The sequence below is a fragment of the Agrobacterium sp. 22-3639C2 genome, assembly GCF_053522105.1.
In genome coordinates this window covers 554,440-576,211 of record NZ_JBNWDB010000004.1, presented here as the reverse complement: position 1 = coordinate 576,211, position 21,772 = coordinate 554,440, and the positions used below count along the sequence as shown (strand labels likewise).

Below are 21,772 nucleotides of genomic sequence, written 5' to 3'. Positions count from 1 at the left end.
CTTCCCCCATCAAAGGAAAAGATCATGACCAGTCCCGTTTCGGGCACCCAGACAGCTGGTGCCCCGTCCCTCTCGATCGTCCTCGTGCACGGCGCATTTGTCGATGGCTCCGGATGGCAACAGGTCCATGGCGAACTTGTCGACCGCGGCTTTGAAGTGCTCGTCGCTCAACACCCGACGACCTCACTTGAAGGCGACGTTGCCGTGACCGAGCGCCTGATTGTCGCGGCTCGCCACCCGGTTCTCCTGGTGCGCCACAGCTACGGTGGAGCCGTCATCACCGAGGCTGGCGTCAACCCGAAAGTCCAGGCTTTGGCCTACATCGCGGCTTTCGTGCCGGATGCGGGCGAATCCGTCGCCGCTCTGAACGAAGCTCCGGAAGAGCCCGGCGAAACGAAGGCACCGTTGCTGCCGCCGCAGGACGGCTACCTCGTTGTCGATCCTGCCAGCTTTCCGGAAGCATTTGCCGCCGATGTCGACATCACGACCACGCGCTTCATGGCGGCGGCGCAGTTGCCCTGGGGCCTTGCAGCGGTCATAGCACCCCTTACCCACGCAGCTTGGAAGACCAAACCCAGCTTCTATCTCGTCGCTTCCGCCGACAGGATGGTGCCGCCTAGCGCGCAGCGCCGGATGGCCAAGCGTGCGAGTGCTGCGATCACCGAGATCAACAGCAGTCACGCCGCGATGCTGTCGCACCCGCAGGACGTCGCGGCGTTCATCGCAGCCGCCGCCTTGGCCGCAACGCCGACCGAAGGTGCCGGACAATGACCCGGCCCGTCACCCATCACCGAACCACCAGCGTTGAAGGCGTGGAAATTTTCTACCGCGAGGCTGGAGAGAAAGGCGCCCCTGTCGTGGTGTTGCTGCACGGCTTTCCAAGCTCTTCGCACATGTACCGCAACCTCATCCCAGCGCTTGCCAACCACTATCATGTGATTGCGCCCGACCTTCCGGGGTTCGGTCTGTCGGCAATGCCGTCTTCCAGCGAATTCGAATACAGCTTTGCCACTTTCTCGGATGTCATCGCCGGTCTCCTCGAACAGCTGGGCGCCGAACGCTACGCGCTCTATGTCATGGATTATGGCGCGCCAACCGGGTTTCGTCTGGCGCTCGCGCATCCGGATCGGGTGACCGCCCTGATCGTCCAGAACGGCAACGCCTATGAAGACGGCATGGGGGATTTCTGGGGGGTGACGCGGGCTTACTGGGCCGACAACGGCCCGGTAAACCGCGACGCGCTGCGGCCTTTTCTATCGCTTGACGGCACACGTTTCCAATATCTCACTGGCACAAAAGATGAGACGCGGATCGATCCGGCGGCATGGTTATACGATCAGCTCTTCCTCGACCGCCCGGGCAGCACGGACATCCAGCTGGACATCATCTACGACTATAGGACCAATGTCGGGCTCTACCCCGACTTCCACGCCTATTTCCGCGCCCATCAGCCGCCAGCCCTGATCCTGTGGGGCGAAAATGATCCCATCTTCCTGCCGGAAGGCGCACGCGCCTTCCTCCGCGACCTGCCCGAAGCCGAGCTTCATTTTTTTGATACGGGACATTTCGCCCTGGAGGACAAGGCGGACGAGATGATCCCGGTCATGCGCGACTTCCTCGCCCGAAACCTGATCCGTTAATTGGAACCCAAGAAAAGGAAAATGACCATGTACAACAGCAAATCCAAGCCGAGCGTCCTTCCCACCGGCGGCGGCGCAGCCCTCATCGATCCCTCCGACGCGCTGATCCTGCTTCTCGATCATCAGTCGGGGCTGTTCCAGACGGTCAAGGACATATCCGTGTCTGATCTGCGCCGGAATGTGGAGATGATCGCCAGGCTAGCCACTCTCTTGAACATCCCGGTGATCACCACTGCTTCGGAACCTGCCGGCACCAATGGTCCACTGATGCCCGAGATCCATGAATTGGCGCCGCACGCCGACTATGTGCCGCGCAAGGGAGAAGTAAACGCCTGGGACAATGACGATTTCGTCGCAACGGTTCGCGCAACCGGCCGCAAAACTCTCATCATGGCAGGCGTCTGGACCAGTGTCTGCGTGATGTTTCCGGCGCTCGATGCCCGCGCTGCTGGCTACGATGTCTATGCGGTGCTTGATGCCTCGGGGGATCCGAGCGAAATGGCCTCGCGGATTTCACTTGCCCGCTTCGTGCAGGGCGGCGTCAAGCCGACATCGACCAATGCATTGCTGTCTGAGCTTCACCGCACCTGGGCGCGTCCCGAGGCTGCCGAGCTTGGCAAGCTCTACGGACTTGCCGCACCGAACTATGCCGCCGTGGCCGAGAGCTATGCCCGCGCGCAGCAGGCCGCTAGAGAGGCAATCTAGTACTTTGTGCATCCGACGCCCTGCGAACAGAGCACACTTTAGGGAGATACGATATAAGTTACGGTTTCATGGATATCGCGATCACGCCTTCAGTTCGCAGGGCGCAAGCGGAAATGGGAGCGGATCATTTCTGGTCCGACTTCAAGGGACACCGCGAATTCGACCGGTTCACGGCACAGGAGACCGCGTTTATCGCACAGCGCGACAGCTTCTACATGGCCTCCGTTTCGGAAACAGGCTGGCCTTACGTTCAGCATAGAGGCGGGCCTGCCGGCTTTCTCAAGGTCCTCGACGATCGCACCCTCGCCTTCGTCGATTACCGCGGCAATCATCAATATATCACCACCGGCAATCTGACAGAAAACGACCGGACATGCCTGTTCCTGATCGACTACCCCGCGCGCACCCGGCTGAAGATCTATGCCCGTGCCGAGAAGCTGGCCCTTGACGCCGATCCGGTACTTACCGAGGCCATCACCGATGGTGCTTATGGAGCCAAGGCTGAACGCATTTTCAGGTTGAAGCTCGAGGCGTTCGACTGGAACTGTCCGCAGCATATCGTGCCTCGTTACACCCAAGCCGAATTTTTGGCCGCCTCTCGACATCTTCTGGACAAGGTCGCTCAGCTTGAGCAGGAAAATGCGTCACTGCGGGAGCGCCTCGATTCGCGACGAAAAGATTGAGCACGAACCGAGGAGAATGCAGCAAGGTCAACCAAAGTCCGTTGCACCGACGGCAAGCTGGGTCCGTTTGGTAGCGGCACCTGCACCCATTGCGCGGGCGCAATCCAATGACGTCTGGAAATAGCCCATCGCCTTGTCGGGCCGCCTGTTTCCGGCTGCAATCATTCCCGCAACGCGCCAAAGATCCGGATGCCACCAACGCTCTTCTCGTATGCCAGTTTCTGCAAGCACGGCGAACAGACTATCCTCAGCAAGCTGCAGTTCGCCTGCGGCAAGATATGCCTCCGCCAACAGGCTCCGGTAGAAGGGCACGCGAGCACGCCAGTTCCCCCGAAGCAATCCGTTGATACTGTCTTGCATCAGGGTAAAGCCTGCCTGCTCACCTCGAGAGGACTGGATAGCACCGGCGAAAAACTTGGCTGTCCCCTCGTAAATGCCGACACTTTCTCGCCGGCTGACGTCGGCCAGTTGTTGCTGAAGCCGCGAAGCAGTTTCGAGATCACCCTCCACGAAAGCGATCGGAAGGGCCGCAAGCGAAATTGCATTGCCCAAGGAGATCATGTGATCGAGATCGGCGGCACGATCGATCGCCTGACCGGCCAGCCGGGAGGCACGATCAGAATCACCTTGTAACCAAGACAGAAATGCCTGAGAGAAACGAATACCGGCAGGCAAATCGACCTGGAACCTGGACAAGCCATGCCCTTCCTCAAGGTGACCCCAATCATCCATCAGCGCCTCCAGGTCGGCCGATGCCGAATTGAACTCGCCTGCATAGATCTTGATATGCGCTAAAAGTCGTTTGCCGTCGGGCGCCGTCGTCCAGTCCAGAGCCTTTGCTGCCGCAAACTCGTTCATGCTGCGCAATGCCGTGCGGGGCCGGCCGGAATAGGCCAGAAAAACGGCCTGTCCGCACACCGATCGTATTTCAAATTCCGCGTCGCGCGACCCGTTCGCATGAAAGATGCTTTCGCGCCAAGCATCATCGGTTTGCGGGTGCATGTGGCGCGCCAGTGTCATGGCCCAGGCCCGAGCCGTGGAGAGCTTGGCTCGGCCCAGTGGCGCGAGCCCCATGAGGGCAGCGCTGTTTGACCCGGCAAGGTCGATGGCCTCCAGCATTTCCCTAAACGCCGATAGTTCTTGCCACAGCGGCAAGGCAGCGACCACCAATTCGACACCCAAAGCCGCATCGCCTGCGGGATCAAACGCCCAACCGATGGCCGCGCGAACGTCGTCGATCTGCCTCCGATATTTGCCGAGCCATTCGCGAGATGTCTGCGACGACCAATCCCGTTCGGCAATCTGCAGCTTGTCCTTTGTTCGAACGGCAAAATGTCGTCTTGCCTTCTCTCTGTAGAGGGAACCTGAAAGACGCCGCGCGGCATAGGCACCCGTGCTTTCGGCAAGTCTGTAATGCACAGTCCCGCCGTCGTATTCCGCTGATACCAGCGACTTTGCCACGAGCTGCGACAGTGCGTCTCGCCCGGTCATCGGCTCTAGGGCGCCGGCGAAATACATCGCCTCCACGTCGTCGGAGTTGAAACGGCCGGAAAATACCGAAAGCAGACCGAGCAAGACCGCCTCACGGTCAGGAAGAAGCCGATAGCTCCAGTCGAGCGTCGCCTCCAAGGATTGGTGGCGCAAGGGTGCATCCCTTGCTCCCCGGTTCATCGTATCAAAGCCATCCCTGAAGAGGTCATCGAGCGCAGAGGGTGCAAGAACACTGGCCGTACCGGCGGCCAGTTCGATGGCGAGTGCCAAGCCGTCCAGCCGTGAGCAGATCGAAACAACACTGCGGACATATTCATCAGTAGGCTTTATATCGCCTAAGCCGTACGCCTTTGAAATGAACAGCTGGATTGCCGGAAACTGTAGCGCCTCGCTGATGGACATTGTCGTCGTCTGGTGCGGATAAGCCAATCCTGAGAGAAAATGAATCTGCTCGTGCCGCGTCCGTAACGGCTCGCGGCTGGTCGCAATGATCCGCGCCGAAGGAACGTCCGCGGATATCCGCTCAACGATCGTCGCGGCCATCGCGACAACGTGCTCGCAATTGTCGATGATGAGAAGCAGCCGGTTGCTGCGAAGGACGTCGATCACGCCTGCGATGGGATCATCAAACCCAAGCGACACGCCGAGGGCAGACGCGATCGCCGGAACCACAAATCGCGGGTCGCTCAGCGTCGAGAGATCCGCAAAGGCGATGGCTTCGTTTGCCCCGCAGGATTGCTCAGCAACCGTAACCGCAAGAGACGTTTTTCCCGCGCCGCCTGGCCCGACGATGGTGACGTAACCCGCTTGATCAAGCTTTTCCGAGATCTGCCGGGTCGCTTCATCGCGGCCGAGGAGCGGCCGAACCTGTGGTGCCGCGATATGATGGCTTGTGCTGGCAACCACTTGCCGGGCTGGCGCCGGGCGATCGCTTTCCAAGGCGGCGACGAACTTGTAACCTCGCCCAGCAATGGTTGCGATGTACTCCATAGAAGGATCAAGTTCGGCCAGCGAGCGTCGAAGGTTGCCGACATTGACCTTCAGGTTATGGTCGTGGACGATATAATCTGGCCATACATGCGCAAACAGATCGGCTTTGCTGACAACCTCGCCCGCCCGCGCCACGAGCAGGGTCAGAATGTCGAAACCTCGCCCACCGAGGCCGACGGGTTGCCCCTTGTACAGGAGGGATTGAGCTTCTGGCAGAAAACGGAAATCTCCAAACTGGAAAGCGGTCTGTTTCGACAATGTCTGTAACCCGAGATCGTGTGACACCCTGCTCTCACAATTCAAAAAATTTAACGATATACCGCGCTGGCCAGTTTTCAAGGCGTATGGAGACAGGTTGCACCGCAGGCTGGCTCAAGATGAAGGTTGCCAGGCCTCTTCGCAGATCTTCGATGGTGTTGGAAGATCGTCTAGCTCGCTCAAAATCGCTCAACGCCAAAGTCGGCGCAAATCCTCATCAACGGCATTTCTGGCCCAGACGGGCGTGCAGGATTCGCCGATGAAATTGTTCTATTTTTAATCCGACAGTTCCGTTATCTGCTTTCGGCGAAGTGTCGGCCATTGGAGTACTCTCTTGGATTCTTGTTCTTCTGATCAGCCCTGCCTCACGCAGGAGGATGCCATTGAGGCCAAAGCTTTCATTGATCTGCACAAGGCCGCCCGCGGCCGATTGACGGACGAGGAGCGGTTCGCATGCGTTTCCATGAATGGTGGATGCACGATCTCACTACCGAGCGCGCCTGCGATCGGCCTCAACCGTATCCTTGGCCTCACCACACGTGAAGATCTCGACAAGGCCTACAGCTGGATGAGGGGAAAGACGGGGAACCGGTTCTTACAAGTCAATGCCGACACTGCATCGGACGAGCTGACACAGTGGATCGAGACGAAGGGGTTGGTTGCCTACGGACCTGGATGGGCGAAGCTTCGGCGATCCACGGACACGGTCCCTCTTCCATCGCCAGGCACCGTGAAAACACGAAAAGTTCGGCCCGACGAAGCCGAGGTATTCGGCGCCATGATGTGTGCCAGTTTTGGCTTTCCGGAAAGTCTCACTGCTCTATGGGCAGCAATCGTGGGACGCGACGGATGGTCTTGTTTCTACGCGTTGGATGGAGACACACCCGTGGGAACAGGAGCGATGTTCGCTTCAGGATCCTTCGCGTGGCTCGGCGGTGGAACGACCGTGCCGAGCTTTCGAAATAGAGGTTCACAAAAGGCCCTAATTCAAGCTCGTCTAAAGGAAGGCGCAGACCGTGGCGTGTCGACTTTCGTGGTAGAGACCGAAGTGCCATCGGCCGAAAAGGCCAACATCTCGAACGCCAATCTAGCGAAAATGGGTTTCGTGCATATCTATAATCGCAGCAACTTCATTTTATGACATACTTGCTGGCGAGAGAGGACCAAGGTCGTGCATTAGCAATATGATTTGGTTCGGCAGCTTAGTGGGACTGACTCTACGGATATTTATGGGGCCACTACATTGCAAGCTTATGCCTTGGCTCTTGAGAGGATTTCAACCATTGGCACGCTTCTTTCTTCCCAATGCAGTCGGTCCGTAGGACGGCTCTATGGAGGTCGACATCATAGGAGCCAGCGCTGGGTGTTTTCTCGTATAAATATGTCCGAAGAGTTCGGCAGCGAATGCTCTTCCCCAACTCGGCTATCTCTCGGCCATATGAAGCGGCACCTCTACCTACGCTTTACCCTTGGCCACAGCTCCAATTAGATTCGAAAACACCCCCTCGGCCTCGGAAGCGGAGCAGTTTCCCCGTGTAACAGCGCTTGTCAACGCGTCTCCTGCCGCAACCAATGCCGCGCAGGCCAATGCCAGCGATTCCGGCTGAAAGTTTGAGTGAGGCCGTAAAACATCAATGAACATTTCGATCACAGCATCGACTAGCTCTTGGTACACGTTGGCTTTCTCCTCGCTTCCTGCAAGCGCTGCGCCGACAGCATGAAATTCGTCACCTTGGTCGGTTCCGCAGGCCAGATAAGTTTTAGCCAAAGCCAATATAGTCTCTTTCGCCGGTCGATTTCCCTGAGCCATAAGTGTGCGAAACGCGGCAATGCGTTCGGTGTCTATCCAACGATAGAGTTCAATTAACAAACCCGTTCTGGTCTCGAAGTGCTCGTAGGTCACAGGTTTGGAAACGCCCGCCCGCACTGCCAGGTGACCTAGTGTCAGCCGATCAGCACCTTCTTCCCGAACGATCAGGCGCGCCGTCTCTAGTAGCTGCTGACGCCTCTCGGACTTCGAAAGTCGGCCTTTAGTCCTATTGTCGATGGCAGCTTTTTGCTTTTCCACTTGCATACCTACTTTTAGTAACCTACCATGTGTAGGAATCAGTAAACCACAGGTATCGTGATGTTACAAGCTTCTGGAAGTCTCCACGACCCAATACTTATTATCGGCGGCGCCGGCGAGGTTGGGCGATGGGCCACACGCTTCTTGCGTGAGCAATATCCTGATGTACCAATCCTCATTGGCGGTCGCGACGAGCAACGCGCGATACGAGCAGCAGCAGCTGTCGACGGCGCGTCTGCGGTGGTAGTGGACCTCACTGCCTCTGACCTGGGGCTAGGCGAGCAACGTGTCTCGGCGGTCGCAACGCTCTTTACGGACAAAACCGGGGCAGCTCTCCGCTGGGCCCAACAATTGGGCGTTGGGCACGTCAACATCTCACCAAGCATAAGCGAGCTGGGCTTGGAAACTGCTACATTCATGCAGAGACCTACCGCCGCGCCAGTCGTCCTTGGTACAGAATGGCTCGTTGGTGCGACAAGCGTACCGTCACTCTTGTTCGCCCGAGAATTTGGTCGTCTGGAAAACATTCATATCGAGGCAGTGCTCGATGAACAGGATGCGTTCGGACCTGCAGCGAATGCAGATCTTGAGCGCCAGATGTATGCGGGTGCTGCCGCTCTTTTGAGAACGGTTGGCGCGTGGCGATGGTACCATGGCGCCGAGACCAGATCCAAGGTGCGCGCAATCGACGGCACCGAGTTGGACGCGAACGTGTTTTCGCCAAACGACGTCTTGTTGTTGGCAAACGCAACCGGCGCTCCTGGTATTCGGTTCGACCTGGCCATTGGAATGAGCTCCACCCGCCGGAATGGCGGACCGGTATCGACTGAAATCATTATCAACCTTTCGGGCCTGGATCACGCCGGGCAGCAGCTTCGGAAACGTCACGCGATCGTTCACCCCGGGGGGCAGATGCCGCTAACGGGTCTGGGTGTCGCGCTCGTTCTTGAACGCTTGGCTGGTCTCGCGGGCGATACGCCCCGACCGGGCCTCTATTTCCCAGCCCAGCTCATCGACCACTCCACATACTTTGATCGGCTTCGCGCATCAGGCGGTGAAGTCATTGAATTGTAGCCGATCCAACACGCGCTGCAAGGCTCGGATCAAGCATAACCTGGAGCAGAAAATGAACCACACTCATAAAGCATCAGCCGCCACGGATCATCCCGTACACCATTCGCAAATCGAGGCCAACGGAGCCTCTTTCCATGTGGTTGAACAAGGCCGCGGTCCAGTAGTGCTCTTCTTGCACGGATTTCCAGACACTGTGGAAACGTGGCGTAGCCAGATGCAAGTTGTCGCAGAAAACGGATACCGCGCGATCGCGCTCGACATGAGGGGTTTCGGCGACAGCTATGCCCCGAACGATCCCGCACTTTACAGCGGGGCCCTAATTGTTGGCGACCTGATTGGCATCCTTGATGCGTTGCAGGTGCCTACCGCAACCATCATATCCCATGACTGGGGTGCCGACCACGGACAACGGGCGATGGTCATGCGACCGGATCGTTTCAACGGCATCATAACGCTCGGCATCCCGTTCCTGCCGCGTGGCGAGCTGAGTACATGGGACTTGCTACGCAGTCGCGGTCTCGGCGATCTCTATTATGCTTTCGACATGATGAAGCCGGAGACGGATGACCGTATCCGTGATGCCAGCAAGACTATTCCGAGTGCACTTTATTGGCTCTCGGGCGAACCCGCCGAAGGAACCGGCTGGGACCCCATCGACGCAAAGCGGAATATGTTTCGACCTGCCCCTGACGTGCTGCCGACTTGGGCCGATCCAGCCTATGTGAAGCACAACATCGACACGTTCCAGCGAACGGGATTCAGAGGCGGTCTGAACCAGTACCGTGGCGTGCAGGCGACGTTTGAGCATCTCGCCGCGTACAAGGACGTACTGATCAAGCAGCCATCGCTTTATATTTGGGGCGATGCAGATGGGTTGTGCCGACTGTTCCACCCGGTCCCACCAACCGTGGAAGAGATGCGCAAGACAGCGCCCGGGCTCGTCGATGTCGTGCGCCTGGAAGGTGTAGGTCACTGGCCTCATCATGAGGCCCGCGAACGCGTGAATGCCGAAATCATCAAATTCCTGAACGGCCTGAATGCCGCCGTTTCAGCAACTGTCTAATCGATCAAGGAACATAGAACCATGATACTTTCTCACGCACTTCGTACAGGCGATCTTGCTTCGGTCAAAGAAGCTATCGACGCCGGGGCGGACGTTAACGCTAGAGGCCCCGATGGTCTCACGCCGTTGATGATCGCGTCTGCGCTTGGGCAGGCACAAGCTGTTGCTTTGCTCCTTACTGCCGGCGCGGACGTGCTGACGGCGGACCCTCGAATGGGAGCAACGGCAATCCACAAAGCGGCACAGTCCGGCAGCGCCGACGTGATCGGGATTCTGCTTGACCACGGAGCCTTCATCAATCAGCAATCGCCAGTTCTTGGCAATACCGCATTGATGGATGCCGTGCTTCACAAGCACGAAGCTGTTGTGCGGGTTTTGCTGTCGCGCCGCGCGCGCACCACGATACGGAATTACTGGCAACAGACCGCGCTCGACATCGCCAAGTATGACGACCTGAAAGCAATCGCAGCGCTGATTGAGGAAAGAGATGAGGCGGATGAAAAGCACATCGCCAGCTTGTCGATCATCTCATCAGTCAAGGCCGGAAATATTGAGGAGGTGAAGCGGCTGATCGCAGATGGCGCGGATTTTGAGGTTCGGGTGCCGATAACCGGGACGTTCGATGACGACTACACGCCTCTCGGTCTTGCAGTTCGCGAAGGTCATGCCGAAATCGTGCGCCTATTGCTGGATGCTGGGGCAGATCCTCGCCGCACCATCGGTCTCATGCGCGGTTCGCCACTTCACGATGCTGCCTATTTTGGGAAGGCGGATCACATCGATATTCTGACGTCAGCAGCAAAACAGGGGGACACACAGATTGAGCTCGATGCGCAGGGTCCTTACAATGGCCTGACCGCTTTGCACGACGCTGTTTGGCATGGATACGTAGATGCAGTTGCATCCCTTGTGCGCGCTGGTGCTCGCCGTGATCTGAAAACTCACTCGGGCCTAACACCACTGAGCCTCGCTACTCTCTACGGCTATGAACCGATCGTTGAAATGCTGAGCAGCGACAGTCAGCAGACTGGATCCCAACCAGAAATCCGTTGAGTTAACTCGTTGAGCTCTCAAGGGCGCGGCGATGGAAATTAAAGACTGATCCGTAGTGCAGTGGTGTGATCTCGGTTTGATGGCCAAGCTGCGCAAATTTCGCTCGTTTAGCTACCGCACATCAACAATTTGCGGTAGCATCCGGGATGGTCGAACGCGTGGGGGACGGGTCAAAAGAGCCGCCATAGCTAGTCTCTGGCAGCCCACATGAAAAACGTTTCTCGCTGTTCTCCCGCTTTGACCGCGTCCAGATAGCGGGTCTTCCAGACATCAGCAATGAACGTCTCCATCGTCGTGGGCAATTTCGGACGATACTCGTGCTCCCCATGGAACCTTACGATGCCACTGTTCAAAGCGTCAGCACTGAGGGTGTCGTCCTGCCATTTCTCCAGCGTCCCGAACCGTGCCAGAAATTCAGCCTCGACGTCTTTACGGGTCGTTTCGATGTATCGGTAATCCACCGGCTTGCCGATCTTCTTGCCAATGATTTCGGCCAGTTCGTTCATCGAGACATCTTCCGAGCCTACTTCGAGGTATACGCGGTGTCTGCCCCTCGGATTGGTCAATTCCTTGGCCGCCAGCCACGCAATGTCATCGGTCGCCACCCAGGGCATCTTCAAATCGGGTTTGCAGAACCAGGCAATTCGACCGTATTTGGCAACCGGCCCCATCCACGCCGATACGTCGTCCATGAACCAAGCGGCGCGCAGGTGGACCAAATCGATGTTGCCGAGTTCGTTTAACTTTTCGTCCAGATCGTGAAAGCATTCGAAATGGCCCGTTTTCCCCTTCACGTCCGAACCCATGGCCGTCAGGCTCACGGCCAGGTTGACAGAGGATTTTTTGAGCGCATCGACAAAGCGCTTGGCAACAGCGGGGTAATGCCCCTCGATGTTGTTCCAATCGGTCTTCACCATAAGGAAGGCAGCATCGGCACCCTGGAAAAACTGGTCAAGGTCTCCCTCTCCGGTGTCAAAGCTTCCCAGAAATGGCTCTGCACCAAGCTCGACCAGCGCGCCCAGCGCGGGGCCACCTCGCGACAATGCTCTAACCTGATGCCCGGCCTTCAGTAAGTTCCGGGTAAGTTTAGCGCCAACTCGTCCCGTGGCACCGACGACAGAAATTCGCATGACAGTCTCCTTGCGGTTGTTGATCGCCGATTAGTAGACTATTGCTGTGCGTACGAATTTGGAGATAGTGCCAAATGATCTCGAAATCGGGCCAATCCGCAAAACTGCTGCGTTCCTGCTACGATGACATTGATCTCGACCAGTCGGATCGTCCGGCCTTCGCTGTTCGCCTCGACTTCAATGACTATGAGGCTGAAGTACCCCAGCACCAGCACGAGGAAGGGCAGCTCATCTTGGCCCTGCATGGGGCCGTCACCTGCAAGACGGAAAATGGCATCTGGATTGTCCCACCAGACTGCGGAGTCTGGATACCCGGCGGCGTGCCCCACAGCAACCAGGTGACGTCCAACGCACGCCTGTCCTATCTGTTCGTTCAACCAGGCGCAGCGACACTGCCTCATGAGTGCTGTACTTTGTCTGTGTCACCGATGCTCCGCGAGATGATCCTCCGACTGGCGGATGTACCCGTCAATTCTCCTCCGGACAATCATGTCGGCCGTATGGTGCAGGTCTTGCTGGACGAACTCGCGCAAATGCCGATACAGGGGCTGGATTTGCCCGCCTCCAGCCATCCCAAAATCGCCGCGATCACCGCTGCCCTGATGGCGGAGCCGAGCGATCGTCGCACCCTCTTGGATTGGGCGACACACGTTGCCATGAGTGAGCGATCCTTGAAGCGGCTGATGGTCCAGGAAACGGGACTTACCTTCGGCCGATGGCGGCGGCAACTGCATCTGGTCATCGCGTTGCGCGAACTGGCCAGCGGCGCGACGGTCCAGAGGGTGTCGAGCGACTTGGGATACGAATCCCCTACTGCCTTTATCGTCATGTTCAAGAAGGCATTGGGAACAACACCGACCCGCTACTTCGCGAGGTGATTTTCCGAGTAGTCGAATTTCTCAACACTGGTCGGCCCTTGCAGCACGTGCGGTGACTACAATGGGCCTACTACGGACGATGGATCTTGCGTCGTCCCGCTCAGGAACAAGGTCGAAAAAGGGCTCGACCTCACCCAGCCGATCAGAGAGGCGACGGTAGCGCTGGGATCCGGGATCGACAGCCCCCCTTTGTATCAATCATTTGGATTTTCGGCGTTGAAGCTATTGAGAGGATGCGCGTTACTTCTAAGTGCATGTCCCCAAAACACCAATACCCACGCCTTGAACGGATACGAATCAACCATCCGTGAAACATGAAGATGTTAGCCGCACGCGATGAGTCGTGGATTTTCGCACCAAATGGTGCTATATGAGCTACTCATCTACGGGGGCTGGAACATGCGATCAACCATAAATATCGACGACAATCTTATGGAACGGGCCAAGTCCCTCACGGGCACCAAGGAAACAGCAGCTCTCGTGCGGCAAGCGCTGGAGACACTCGTGCGTGTGGAATCCGGCAAACGGCTGATCGCGCTTGGCGGCTCTATGCCTGAGGCTGAAGCGTCGCCTCGCCGACGGAGCGACGTGGCAAAGTGATCCTGGTAGACACCTCGATCTGGATAAATCATTTTCGATACGATGACTCAGAACTACGAAAAATCATCAATGATGACCAGTTGCTCTGCCACCCATTCGTTGTGGGCGAATTGGCGCTCGGCAGCTTAAGAGAGAGGGCTGCAGTTTTAGAATTCCTAGCAGCTCAACGCGAGGCGCTAATCGCGACCCATGCAGAAGTAATGACGATCATTGATCGTCATTCGATATTCAGCATGGGGATTGGTTACACAGATGCGCATTTACTTACTTCAACGTTGCTCGACCGGCGATCAAGCTTGTGGACAAGAGATAAGCGCCTAGCGGCCGCAGCACAAAAAGTTGGTGTGGCACTTTACACGCACGCGCAAGCCTCTCGTTAGCCCAGCAACGCAGGACGCCCAGCAATATTGTGGCTCTTGAACGGATTCGAACCGTCGTCCACGCGTCGTGGATTGGCTAAGCATTTTGCGACGCAATTCATTCACACTCGCAGGCGCCGCCCTAACTTGGTTTTGCTGGCTAATCGGAATGATGCGCACCGAAAGAATGATCGACCGAACGGCGGTATAGCTAAGGTCGCCAAGTTGCGGAGAAATCAGCGCGGAGACGTAGAGGAAGGCGCTGCGGATACCGCTGGCTTGTGATCGCACACCGCTTTCAAAAGCGAGATTGTCGTCGCTTGAGCAGTTTTCGAAATATCCGCATATCCTTCTCTATACTGAAGCTTCCCCATAACTGTGCTAGCGAGGCCTGCATCCATTCTCTCGGCGACGGCCAATGCAGCGGCGGCCCTGTTTTTGAATGGCAAGAGAGCTTCGAGAACGTATCCATCGCCGCATGCCTTGGCGATGCACGCGATATCGAACATGTCACGTGGCTGAAGAGAGGATCCTCGATAGTGAACCTTCTTCGCGATGATTTCGCCCGGGGTCTCAAGGTCAACTTGGATTCCACGTACTGCGACGCGGGATGTTGGATCGTTGGTCAGACTTGGAGCACAAATGAAGTCAATTTCACCGATGCCCGCGAACACGATTTTCAACGCATGCGTCCCGTCCGAAACATATTCATCTGGGTTCACCTGCAGGGTATAGCCCTGTGTTGTCGGGTTCAGATATGGGAGGACCTGCGGATCATCGACGAAAATGTCGATATCGAAGCTTTCACGATGGTTTATCTGGAGCATAAGGGCGGTGCCACCCCCGAAAGTCCAGCTATCGAGGAGTTTAAAAGAAGAGTTCGCCTGATTGATAATTGACGCAGCCTGGTCGAAAAGGCTTTCCCATTGGCTCATCAGGACAACCCTCAGGCGGCCAGGGCGAGGGGATATCCAGCTAGCTGCGAGAATTTCTGGGCAATCTCGGATGCTGTACCGTGGTCGATTTCCATCTCATCCAGAAACTGGTGCTGGAGCTCGGCTTTCACTTCGGAATAGAATGAGAATGCCGAAGCATCGAAATTCTCAACGCTCGCAAAATCCGAAATCTTCGAAGCGAGTTGCTCAGCCGAAAGGTTCGTCCCGTAAGGGGCGTTCACCGTCGACAGTACCTTAATCGCAACGCTAGACATCGTTATCACCACCAATTTTCAATAAGTTATGTAATACATACCCGCCAAAAACGCAAGAAACACAGCAGACGCAGGCATGCAACGGCATTAATCCGGCTTATTCCAGTTCTTGTCACAAGAGCAGACGAAGCTGCGGCGTTTTTCTTCCCGGTGCATGTCTACTACACCGGGAAGAGGCATTTTGCGGCTCAGAGGCCGGCGCGCGCAAAACCGTGTTCAACGAGCCGGTCGATTACCTCAGGATAGCTGACGCCGCTTGCCGCCATCGCCTTCGCATACATGCTGATATCGGTGAACCCCGGAATGGTGTTCACCTCGTTGACCAAAAAAGCCATGTCCTCGGTCAGGAAGAAATCGACACGCGCCATACCGTCGCAACCGAGCGCCCGGAAGGCGAGTGCTGCCGTCTCGCGGATCTTCGTCTCAACCTCTGGCGGAAGCTCTGCCGGAACCGTCAGCGCCGCGCCATCGTCGTCGATATATTTCGCATCGTAGCTATAGAAGCCATGGCTTTCGGCCGGGATGATCTCACCCGGGCGAGAGACGAACAGGCCACCCTTGGCGTCCTCGAGCACGCTGCACTCGATCTCGCGGCCGCGGATGAATTCCTCGGCAAGCAGCTTGCGGTCATGCTTGAAGCCCTCCGCGAGCGCCGGCGCAAATTCCTGGTTGCCGGAAACCTTGCGCACGCCGACCGAAGACCCCTGACGCGCCGGCTTAACGAACAGCGGCAAACCCAACGCGATCTCAAGCGTGTCGAAGGACGGCACCCGATCCGCATGCACGGTAACAGCACGCGCCACCGGTAACCCCGCCGCCCGCAGCAGCTGCTTGGCGATATCCTTGTCAAGCGCTGTCGCTGAACCCAGGATGCCGCAGCCAACCAGTGGCACGCGGGCCACCTCCGCCAGTCCCTGCACGGAACCATCCTCGCCGAAAATACCATGCAGAACCGGGAACAGAATATCGATCTTCCCGGCATCGCTCATCCTGCCGCCGTCGATGGCGATCATCCGCCCACGCCCGCCGGGCACCAATGCGATTTCGGTGCCGTTTGCCGGCCTGGCGAGCACGCCATTTTCGAAATGGCTGAGCAGCCACTCGCCTTCCCGCGTCACGAAGATCGGCACCGCCTCGTATTTCGAGGGCTCCAGTGCCCCCACGACATTCGTCGCCGACATGACGGAGACGTCGTGTTCGGCCGAGCGGCCGCCGAAGAGAACGGCGATGCGCAGCTTGCCGCGGGAAGATGTCATGAAAACCCCCAAAATAATCTCGTGTCTAAATAGTCTAAATAGATGTCAGAAGCCGATCGAGATGCCGCGATTGGCAAAGAAGCGGTCGAATATGGCAAGCGGTAGCAGCACATCCGCCTGGCTCGCAGCATCATGACCGGATGGATTGTGGAAACGGACCGTATCAGCCGAGGCTGCCGTCACCAGAATGAGATGCCCGCCTTTTGAGGGCGGCATGCGTTCCGGCCAGCGTATGCCGCTATTGACCGAGGCGATGAAGAACGGGCGCTCAGCGAGCAGAGCGGGGATGCTCTCTGTTGCGACACCCGTCATCGTTTCTGCTGAGAGCCCGAAGCGCTCGCCCACATAGGTCACGAAGGGCGCATAGATCAGTCCCTTGATCGGAGCATCCAGCTCGTTGACGACATAGCCGCCATAGGCGGTGCAGGCACGGGCGAGAGCAAGCGTCGGAAGCAGGTCGCCGCGCGCTGCCAGGATCATCTTCAGGCAGGCCATGCCGCAGACATTGACCGCCCAGCGCGCGTATTCCTCGATCGTCTCGGCACCCGATTGCCGCCAGAGCGGATCGCGCAGCAGCGCCGCAGATCCTTCGGCAAGCACGGGCAATGTCATCTCCGGTGTTTCCCACTGACTGAAATAAGGAACGACGCCTGTTGATAAGGGCATGGCAAAAATCTCCTGAGCGGTATACTCGTATACGAGGTTGCTTGGCATGATCAAGATGATTGCTGTCTCGGAGAAGGTTGGCCATGAACGATTTCGTCGCAATAAATGTTGAAACCATCCGGCCGGAGACCGTGGCGGATCGTATCGCAAGGGTTCTGAGGGAAGCGATTTCCGGTGGAGAGCTTCGCAGTGGCGTCGCGCTCCGACAAGACGAGCTGGCCGCACGATTTGGGTTCAGCCGCATGCCTGTGCGTGATGCCTTGAGGCTTCTGGAAAGCGAGGGCCTCGTAACCATTCACCCGACAAAGGGGGCCTTCGTGGCAAGAATAGATGCCAAGGAGATTGCGGAGATCTATTCCATTCGCTCGCTACTGGAGACGGAAGCCTTGCGCCTATCATATGTAGGGCTGACGACAGCCGATTTGGACAGGGCGGCAACATTTCTCGCCCAGATCGACGCTGAGAAGGATGTGGGACGTTGGGGGACGCTGAATAAGCAGTTCCACATGACACTTTACGGCGCCTGCCAAAATGAGCGGCTCATCGGCCTTATCGCTACCCACCATGATGCAGCCGACCGCTACGTACGTGTATTGCTATCCAGCTTGGACTATGAGCAGCAATCGCAGGAGGAGCACCGTGCTCTGCTAAAGGCTTGCAGAGATCGGAATATCGACGCTGCAAGTGCAATTTTGCAGCGTCATTTGCTTGAAGGAAGTCGCAAGCTCAGCACGGCCGCCCAGTCGAGCTAAGGCGGCTCGCCGGTTCAGCGTTCGAGACGGGCGAAAGTACGCTTGACTTAGGAGATTCGCTGCCGTTGAGACGGGTAACAGGTTCATTTTTTGCTCTTGATGAGAGGTGAACCGCTGACCCCCACACCGCGGAAGTAGGAATCTACCCTGACAGACCGTTGCGTTATCACGACCTCTTCGGAAGTTTCGACTTAAAACTATCTTTCGCTTCGGCTGAAAGTGGACAAAGAGTGATTTTAGCTTAACGTCGCGAACGCATCGGGCGGGCTCAAGGTGGATTAGGCGTGGGCTTCTTCGGGACATTTGATAGGCTGCATCACGGTTTTCAACCTCAGCCGGATTGTCACCAATAGGTTGGGGGCCATCGCCCGCGCGGATTATCTCATGCCAGCTGGAACGATGTAACAATGCATGTGCTTCTTTAGAGTGATACGGTACCAGCCGTCCTGGACCTCGTACCCCCGGTGATCGATGACAATATTTACCGTCCGACACGTCACGTCCTATCGTTATAGACGGCCGGTTGAGTTCGGAGAGCACAGACTTTTGTTCAGACCGAGAGACAGTTTCGATCAGACGCTGCTGAGCTCCCGACTCCTCATCGACCCGGAACCGGACTATCTTCGTTGGATCCATGATGTGTTCGGAAACTGCGTCGCAGTCATAGGCTTTGCTCAACCCTCACGTGAGCTCCGCTTCGAAACCGTCATTCGCCTTGACCATACACCCTATGTCGCAATTGATCTGCAAATCGATCAGGACGCTTTGACTTACCCGTTTTCATATGATCCAGACGAAGCGCTGGATCTGGAACGAACCATCCAGCGCCATTACGCTGATCCACATGATCAGGTCGGTAAATGGGCGCGCCAATTCGTGCGAGCCGGGCAACCCACTGAAACCGGGCACCTGCTGATGACGTTGTGCTACGCCATCCATGAAAGTTTCATCTATGCCCGACGACAAGAGCATGGAACGCAAGCGCCGACCGAGACGCTGCAGCTTCGCAAGGGAACCTGCCGAGACTTCGCGCTACTTATGATGGAGGCCGCTCGATCACTGGGGTTCGCGGCCAGGTTCGTCACGGGCTATATCTACGTTCCAGACCGAGACGGATCAATCACCCTTGGCGGCGGTTCCACCCATGCGTGGTGCCAGATCTATTTGCCGGGCGCCGGTTGGGCTGAGTTCGACCCAACCAACGGTATCGTGGGCAACCGTGATCTTATCCGTGTTGGGGTGGCGCGGGATCCGAAGCAGGCAGTTCCTTTGTGGGGAAGTTACGACGGAACAGCCGCTGACTACGAGGGCATGTCAGTCCAGGTCAACGTCACAACGGATGATCGCATCGAAACTGTGCTCAACTGATCGGAACGCATTGCCTATCCCGGCGTTTGCCGCCCAAGCTAGTCTCACGGCAATTCGCCGGCGCAACGGAATTTTATGATGAAGATACCGCGACCGGGTGAACCGACAGTTTTTCGCGCCTGCGCCAAACATGCACGATGTTGATTAGTGAGAATGTGTGCTACTATCCGAGCGGCGAGACACGAGCTAACAAACTTGGCAATAGCAGCTTTCCCTCACGGTAGGTGTACGGCGAGACTCAGGGACCGATTCCCCTATCTGTAGGTTGCGTTGAGTTTCACATGCTGCTGGAAAACGCGTCTGAATTCGCGCTAACTCTCAAACCCAAGAGAGGTCGCCAACCGAACCACCGTCGACTGGGTGACGGAACAACAAACAGCAAGGGAAGTTGCTGTCCCGAAGGCGACGACTTCCGGGCAAGCGACAGCAGTTCGCGCTACTCTCTCTTGATGGCTAGATAGCCTCAAGCTTTTGACCTCAAGCATGTTTCTCAAATCATATACTGTTTTGGGCTTCTGAACTGTTGATTTCGTTGCCATGACGATTGTCTTTCGCCCCGCCGATGCGTTTCTGAGTGGCTGATTTTTCCAATACCTATGTGATGGCAGGAGCAATATCGGCCCCTGCCATCTATGCCTTCAACTCACAGGAACCGGCTGTTTTTCGACACGGATTCAATCGCAGCAAGTGCAATCGCCAGAGCGTTGCGAGCATCAGCTCCTGTTGGTGCATTCTGAACAACACCGTTACGAACAGCATCGACAAAGGAAGCAAGCTGCGCCGTATAGGCCTGAACGAAGTGGTCCGTATCGCGCCGCCATGTGTCGTTGGATACGCCAGTAGCGTCGAACAGCGTCATGCTAGAACGTCGTACGTCGCCCATCGCAACCATTCCGCCGGAGCCGAATACTTCGCCGCGAATATCGTAGCCGTACATTGCAGAGAAGTTTGCTTCCGCAACCGCGATGGAGCCGTTGTCAAAACGAATATTGACGACGGCGGTATCGAGGAAGCCTGTATTGCGTGCGTCCGAGCGAACCAGCGCATCTGCCATTGCAAACACTTCGACAGGCTTTGCGCCGGGGTTCAACCAAAGCAGGGTGTCGAAGTCGTGGATCAACGTTTCATAAAAGATGGTCCACAAAGGAATCCTGCCTGGGTCGCCGCCGAACGGACCAGGATCACGCGTTAGCGACCGGATGAGTTGAACTGCGCCGACCTTTCCGGCATCGATCGCTTCGCGGCCTTCGGCAAATGCCTGGTCCCAGCGACGATTAAAACCGACCTGCAGCGGAACGCCTGCGGCCTTTGCGGCGGCAATGCCGCGGTCCGCATCTTCAAGCGTGAGCGCCATTGGCTTCTCGCAGAATATCGCTTTGCCGGCCTCCGCAGCCTGCACGAGGATATTGGTGTGAAAGCGTGCGGGTGTCGCGATGATGACCGCATCCAGACCGGGGTGAGAAAGCATTTCTGCAACGTCGGTGTAAGAAGCGTCGGCGCCCAGCCTCTCCGCAAGCTTTCCAGCGGCTCCGGGGGCGGGGTCGGCGACGGCTATCAGCTCCGCGTCCACAAGCCTTTTTGCGACACTCTCACCATGAAACGAACCGATGCGCCCTGCCCCGATAAGTCCGACGTTGACTGTTTTGACCTTGGTCATGATTTTTAGTCCTGTTTTTGAAATCAGAGAGTGAAGGCTTCGCGGAAGGCAGCAAGCGCGGTGTCAGCATCTCCGGATGCCCATGCTTCCATCCCGATCGGGCCGGAGTAGCCCATGTGGCTCAGGGCTCTTGCGATCCCCTTCCAGTTCACTTCGCCGGTGCCCGGCTCAAATCGCCCGGGTACATCGGCCACCTGAATCTCACCGATCCACGGCAGGCTCCTGCGGCAAAGTTCGATCAGGTTCCCCTCACCGATCTGCGCGTGGTAGAGATCTAGGTTCAAACGCAGGCGCGGGTGGTCGATGCTCGATACGAGTGCCAACGTGTCTTCGGCGCGCCCGAACGGAACGCCGGGGTGATCGACGGGAAGATTGAGGTTTTCCAGCGTGAAAACCACGTTTTCTTCTTCCGCGAGGTCGACGATTCGGCGTAGCGTATCCTGAGCCTTCAGCCACATGGCTCCCGTGACGACCTCGACAGGCTGAATCGGTAGTCCACGATCCCCGAGGCCAGTGCCGTGAAGGTTGAGGCGCTGCACGCCAAGACGTTTACCGATCTGAGCTGTTTCGCGCGCGGTTCTCAAAAGTTCGGCTGCACCTTCTTCATCCGTAAGGCGCCCGGTCAGGTAACCGTTCATAATTGTGAAGGTCGCACCTGTGGCTTCGAGCTTGGCGATGTCGTGCTCTGGCCAATTCCAGAGGCCCACGCCAAATCCCTGCTCCTTCAATCGGGAAGCGCGCCATTCGATAGGCTTGTCCCGCCACAGCATCTCCGCGCAGGCGGCTAACGGAAACGGGGTGTTATTCATACTGCTCATTTGGGGTGTTTCCTTGGATTTTGGATATGACTGTCCCAAGGCCCGGCGAACGC

22 protein-coding genes are annotated in these 21,772 nt (G+C 57.1%); 13 read left to right on the top strand and 9 right to left on the bottom strand.

The genetic code is table 11. The features are described 5' to 3' along the window. The first annotated feature begins 24 nt into the window (after positions 1-24). From ACQZ6D_RS20035 to ACQZ6D_RS20020, 4 genes are read left to right on the top strand one after another with little or no spacing between them, the layout of a single operon-like run. Complete coding sequence (locus tag ACQZ6D_RS20035) at positions 25-771, top strand: alpha/beta hydrolase (RefSeq protein WP_448730168.1); 747 nt, start codon at positions 25-27, stop codon at positions 769-771. Next, positions 768-1,640 carry an alpha/beta fold hydrolase gene (locus tag ACQZ6D_RS20030; RefSeq protein ID WP_448730169.1) on the top strand — a complete coding sequence of 291 codons (873 nt, stop codon included), beginning with the start codon at positions 768-770 and terminating at the stop codon, positions 1,638-1,640. Before ACQZ6D_RS20035 ends, ACQZ6D_RS20030 begins: the two co-directional genes overlap by 4 nt. Before the next feature lie 27 nt (positions 1,641-1,667). After that, positions 1,668-2,345, top strand: coding sequence for an isochorismatase family protein (locus tag ACQZ6D_RS20025; protein WP_019565661.1), 678 nt, complete (start codon positions 1,668-1,670; stop codon positions 2,343-2,345). Positions 2,346-2,398: 53 nt separating this feature from the next. Further along, on the top strand, positions 2,399-3,028 hold the full coding sequence (locus ACQZ6D_RS20020) for a pyridoxamine 5'-phosphate oxidase family protein (RefSeq protein ID WP_448730271.1): 630 nt from the start codon (positions 2,399-2,401) through the stop codon (positions 3,026-3,028). 27 nt (positions 3,029-3,055) lie between these two features. Here the strand turns inward: ACQZ6D_RS20020 and ACQZ6D_RS20015 are convergent, their stop codons facing one another. Further along, on the bottom strand, positions 3,056-5,794 hold the full coding sequence (locus ACQZ6D_RS20015) for an ATP-binding protein (protein ID WP_448730170.1): 2,739 nt from the start codon (positions 5,792-5,794) through the stop codon (positions 3,056-3,058). 307 nt (positions 5,795-6,101) lie between these two features. Between ACQZ6D_RS20015 and ACQZ6D_RS20010 the strand changes: the two genes are divergently transcribed. Continuing rightward, entirely contained in the window at positions 6,102-6,908 is an 807-nt protein-coding gene (locus ACQZ6D_RS20010; RefSeq protein ID WP_448730171.1) for a GNAT family N-acetyltransferase, read from the top strand. 315 nt (positions 6,909-7,223) lie between these two features. Here ACQZ6D_RS20010 and ACQZ6D_RS20005 read toward each other — a convergent pair whose 3' ends face one another. After that, a complete protein-coding gene (locus tag ACQZ6D_RS20005) occupies positions 7,224-7,841 on the bottom strand; it encodes a TetR/AcrR family transcriptional regulator (protein WP_111790977.1) in 618 nt (205 codons plus the stop codon). A gap of 54 nt (positions 7,842-7,895) precedes the next feature. Here ACQZ6D_RS20005 and ACQZ6D_RS20000 point away from each other — a divergent pair, with 54 nt between their 5' ends. The 3 genes from ACQZ6D_RS20000 to ACQZ6D_RS19990 are packed head-to-tail and all read left to right on the top strand — an operon-like array spanning position 7,896 to position 11,025. Next, entirely contained in the window at positions 7,896-8,909 is a 1,014-nt protein-coding gene (locus ACQZ6D_RS20000; RefSeq protein ID WP_448730172.1) for an NAD(P)-dependent oxidoreductase, read from the top strand. A 52-nt stretch (positions 8,910-8,961) separates the two neighbouring features. Continuing rightward, complete coding sequence (locus ACQZ6D_RS19995) at positions 8,962-9,972, top strand: alpha/beta fold hydrolase (RefSeq protein WP_127966499.1); 1,011 nt, start codon at positions 8,962-8,964, stop codon at positions 9,970-9,972. 21 nt (positions 9,973-9,993) lie between these two features. Further along, positions 9,994-11,025, top strand: a complete 1,032-nt coding sequence (locus tag ACQZ6D_RS19990) for an ankyrin repeat domain-containing protein (protein ID WP_019565654.1) — start codon at positions 9,994-9,996, stop codon at positions 11,023-11,025. Between the two features lie 188 nt (positions 11,026-11,213). On the opposite strand, the gene ACQZ6D_RS19985 is transcribed toward ACQZ6D_RS19990, so the two are convergent. Next, entirely contained in the window at positions 11,214-12,155 is a 942-nt protein-coding gene (locus ACQZ6D_RS19985; RefSeq protein WP_448730173.1) for an NmrA family NAD(P)-binding protein, read from the bottom strand. Between the two features lie 74 nt (positions 12,156-12,229). On the opposite strand from ACQZ6D_RS19985, the gene ACQZ6D_RS19980 reads away from it, so the two are divergent. The 3 genes from ACQZ6D_RS19980 to ACQZ6D_RS19970 all read left to right on the top strand — a co-directional run bounded on the left by ACQZ6D_RS19980 (position 12,230) and on the right by ACQZ6D_RS19970 (position 14,013). Further along, complete coding sequence (locus tag ACQZ6D_RS19980; RefSeq protein WP_448730174.1) at positions 12,230-13,033, top strand: AraC family transcriptional regulator; 804 nt, start codon at positions 12,230-12,232, stop codon at positions 13,031-13,033. A 399-nt stretch (positions 13,034-13,432) separates the two neighbouring features. After that, positions 13,433-13,633 carry a type II toxin-antitoxin system VapB family antitoxin gene (locus ACQZ6D_RS19975; RefSeq protein ID WP_013637280.1) on the top strand — a complete coding sequence of 67 codons (201 nt, stop codon included), beginning with the start codon at positions 13,433-13,435 and terminating at the stop codon, positions 13,631-13,633. Beyond that, entirely contained in the window at positions 13,630-14,013 is a 384-nt protein-coding gene (locus tag ACQZ6D_RS19970; RefSeq protein WP_060642074.1) for a type II toxin-antitoxin system VapC family toxin, read from the top strand. Before ACQZ6D_RS19975 ends, ACQZ6D_RS19970 begins: the two co-directional genes overlap by 4 nt. A gap of 215 nt (positions 14,014-14,228) precedes the next feature. On the opposite strand, the gene ACQZ6D_RS19965 is transcribed toward ACQZ6D_RS19970, so the two are convergent. The 4 genes from ACQZ6D_RS19965 to ACQZ6D_RS19950 form a co-directional block, all read right to left on the bottom strand. Further along, positions 14,229-14,927 carry a nucleotidyl transferase AbiEii/AbiGii toxin family protein gene (locus ACQZ6D_RS19965; protein ID WP_003519101.1) on the bottom strand — a complete coding sequence of 233 codons (699 nt, stop codon included), beginning with the start codon at positions 14,925-14,927 and terminating at the stop codon, positions 14,229-14,231. A gap of 11 nt (positions 14,928-14,938) precedes the next feature. Then, positions 14,939-15,202: a hypothetical protein gene (locus ACQZ6D_RS19960; RefSeq protein ID WP_013637284.1), complete on the bottom strand. Its 264-nt coding sequence runs from the start codon at positions 15,200-15,202 to the stop codon at positions 14,939-14,941. A gap of 188 nt (positions 15,203-15,390) precedes the next feature. Continuing rightward, positions 15,391-16,458 (bottom strand): D-alanine--D-alanine ligase family protein, encoded by a 1,068-nt coding sequence (locus ACQZ6D_RS19955; RefSeq protein ID WP_019565647.1) that lies wholly within the window; start codon positions 16,456-16,458, stop codon positions 15,391-15,393. Positions 16,459-16,503: 45 nt separating this feature from the next. Beyond that, positions 16,504-17,124, bottom strand: a complete 621-nt coding sequence (locus ACQZ6D_RS19950; RefSeq protein ID WP_448730175.1) for a C39 family peptidase — start codon at positions 17,122-17,124, stop codon at positions 16,504-16,506. Positions 17,125-17,207: 83 nt separating this feature from the next. Here ACQZ6D_RS19950 and ACQZ6D_RS19945 point away from each other — a divergent pair, with 83 nt between their 5' ends. Both ACQZ6D_RS19945 and ACQZ6D_RS19940 read left to right on the top strand, forming a co-directional pair. Continuing rightward, the gene (locus ACQZ6D_RS19945; RefSeq protein WP_025591213.1) at positions 17,208-17,876 is read left to right on the top strand and encodes a GntR family transcriptional regulator; all 669 of its coding nucleotides are present in this window, start codon (positions 17,208-17,210) and stop codon (positions 17,874-17,876) included. A gap of 471 nt (positions 17,877-18,347) precedes the next feature. Beyond that, positions 18,348-19,244, top strand: a complete 897-nt coding sequence (locus ACQZ6D_RS19940) for a transglutaminase family protein (protein WP_080850473.1) — start codon at positions 18,348-18,350, stop codon at positions 19,242-19,244. Positions 19,245-19,887: 643 nt separating this feature from the next. On the opposite strand, the gene ACQZ6D_RS19935 is transcribed toward ACQZ6D_RS19940, so the two are convergent. Together ACQZ6D_RS19935 and ACQZ6D_RS19930 are read right to left on the bottom strand one after the other, a co-directional pair. Then, positions 19,888-20,901, bottom strand: a complete 1,014-nt coding sequence (locus ACQZ6D_RS19935) for a Gfo/Idh/MocA family oxidoreductase (protein WP_448730176.1) — start codon at positions 20,899-20,901, stop codon at positions 19,888-19,890. A gap of 23 nt (positions 20,902-20,924) precedes the next feature. Beyond that, on the bottom strand, positions 20,925-21,719 hold the full coding sequence (locus ACQZ6D_RS19930; protein WP_448730177.1) for a TIM barrel protein: 795 nt from the start codon (positions 21,717-21,719) through the stop codon (positions 20,925-20,927). Positions 21,720-21,772 lie beyond the last annotated feature (53 nt).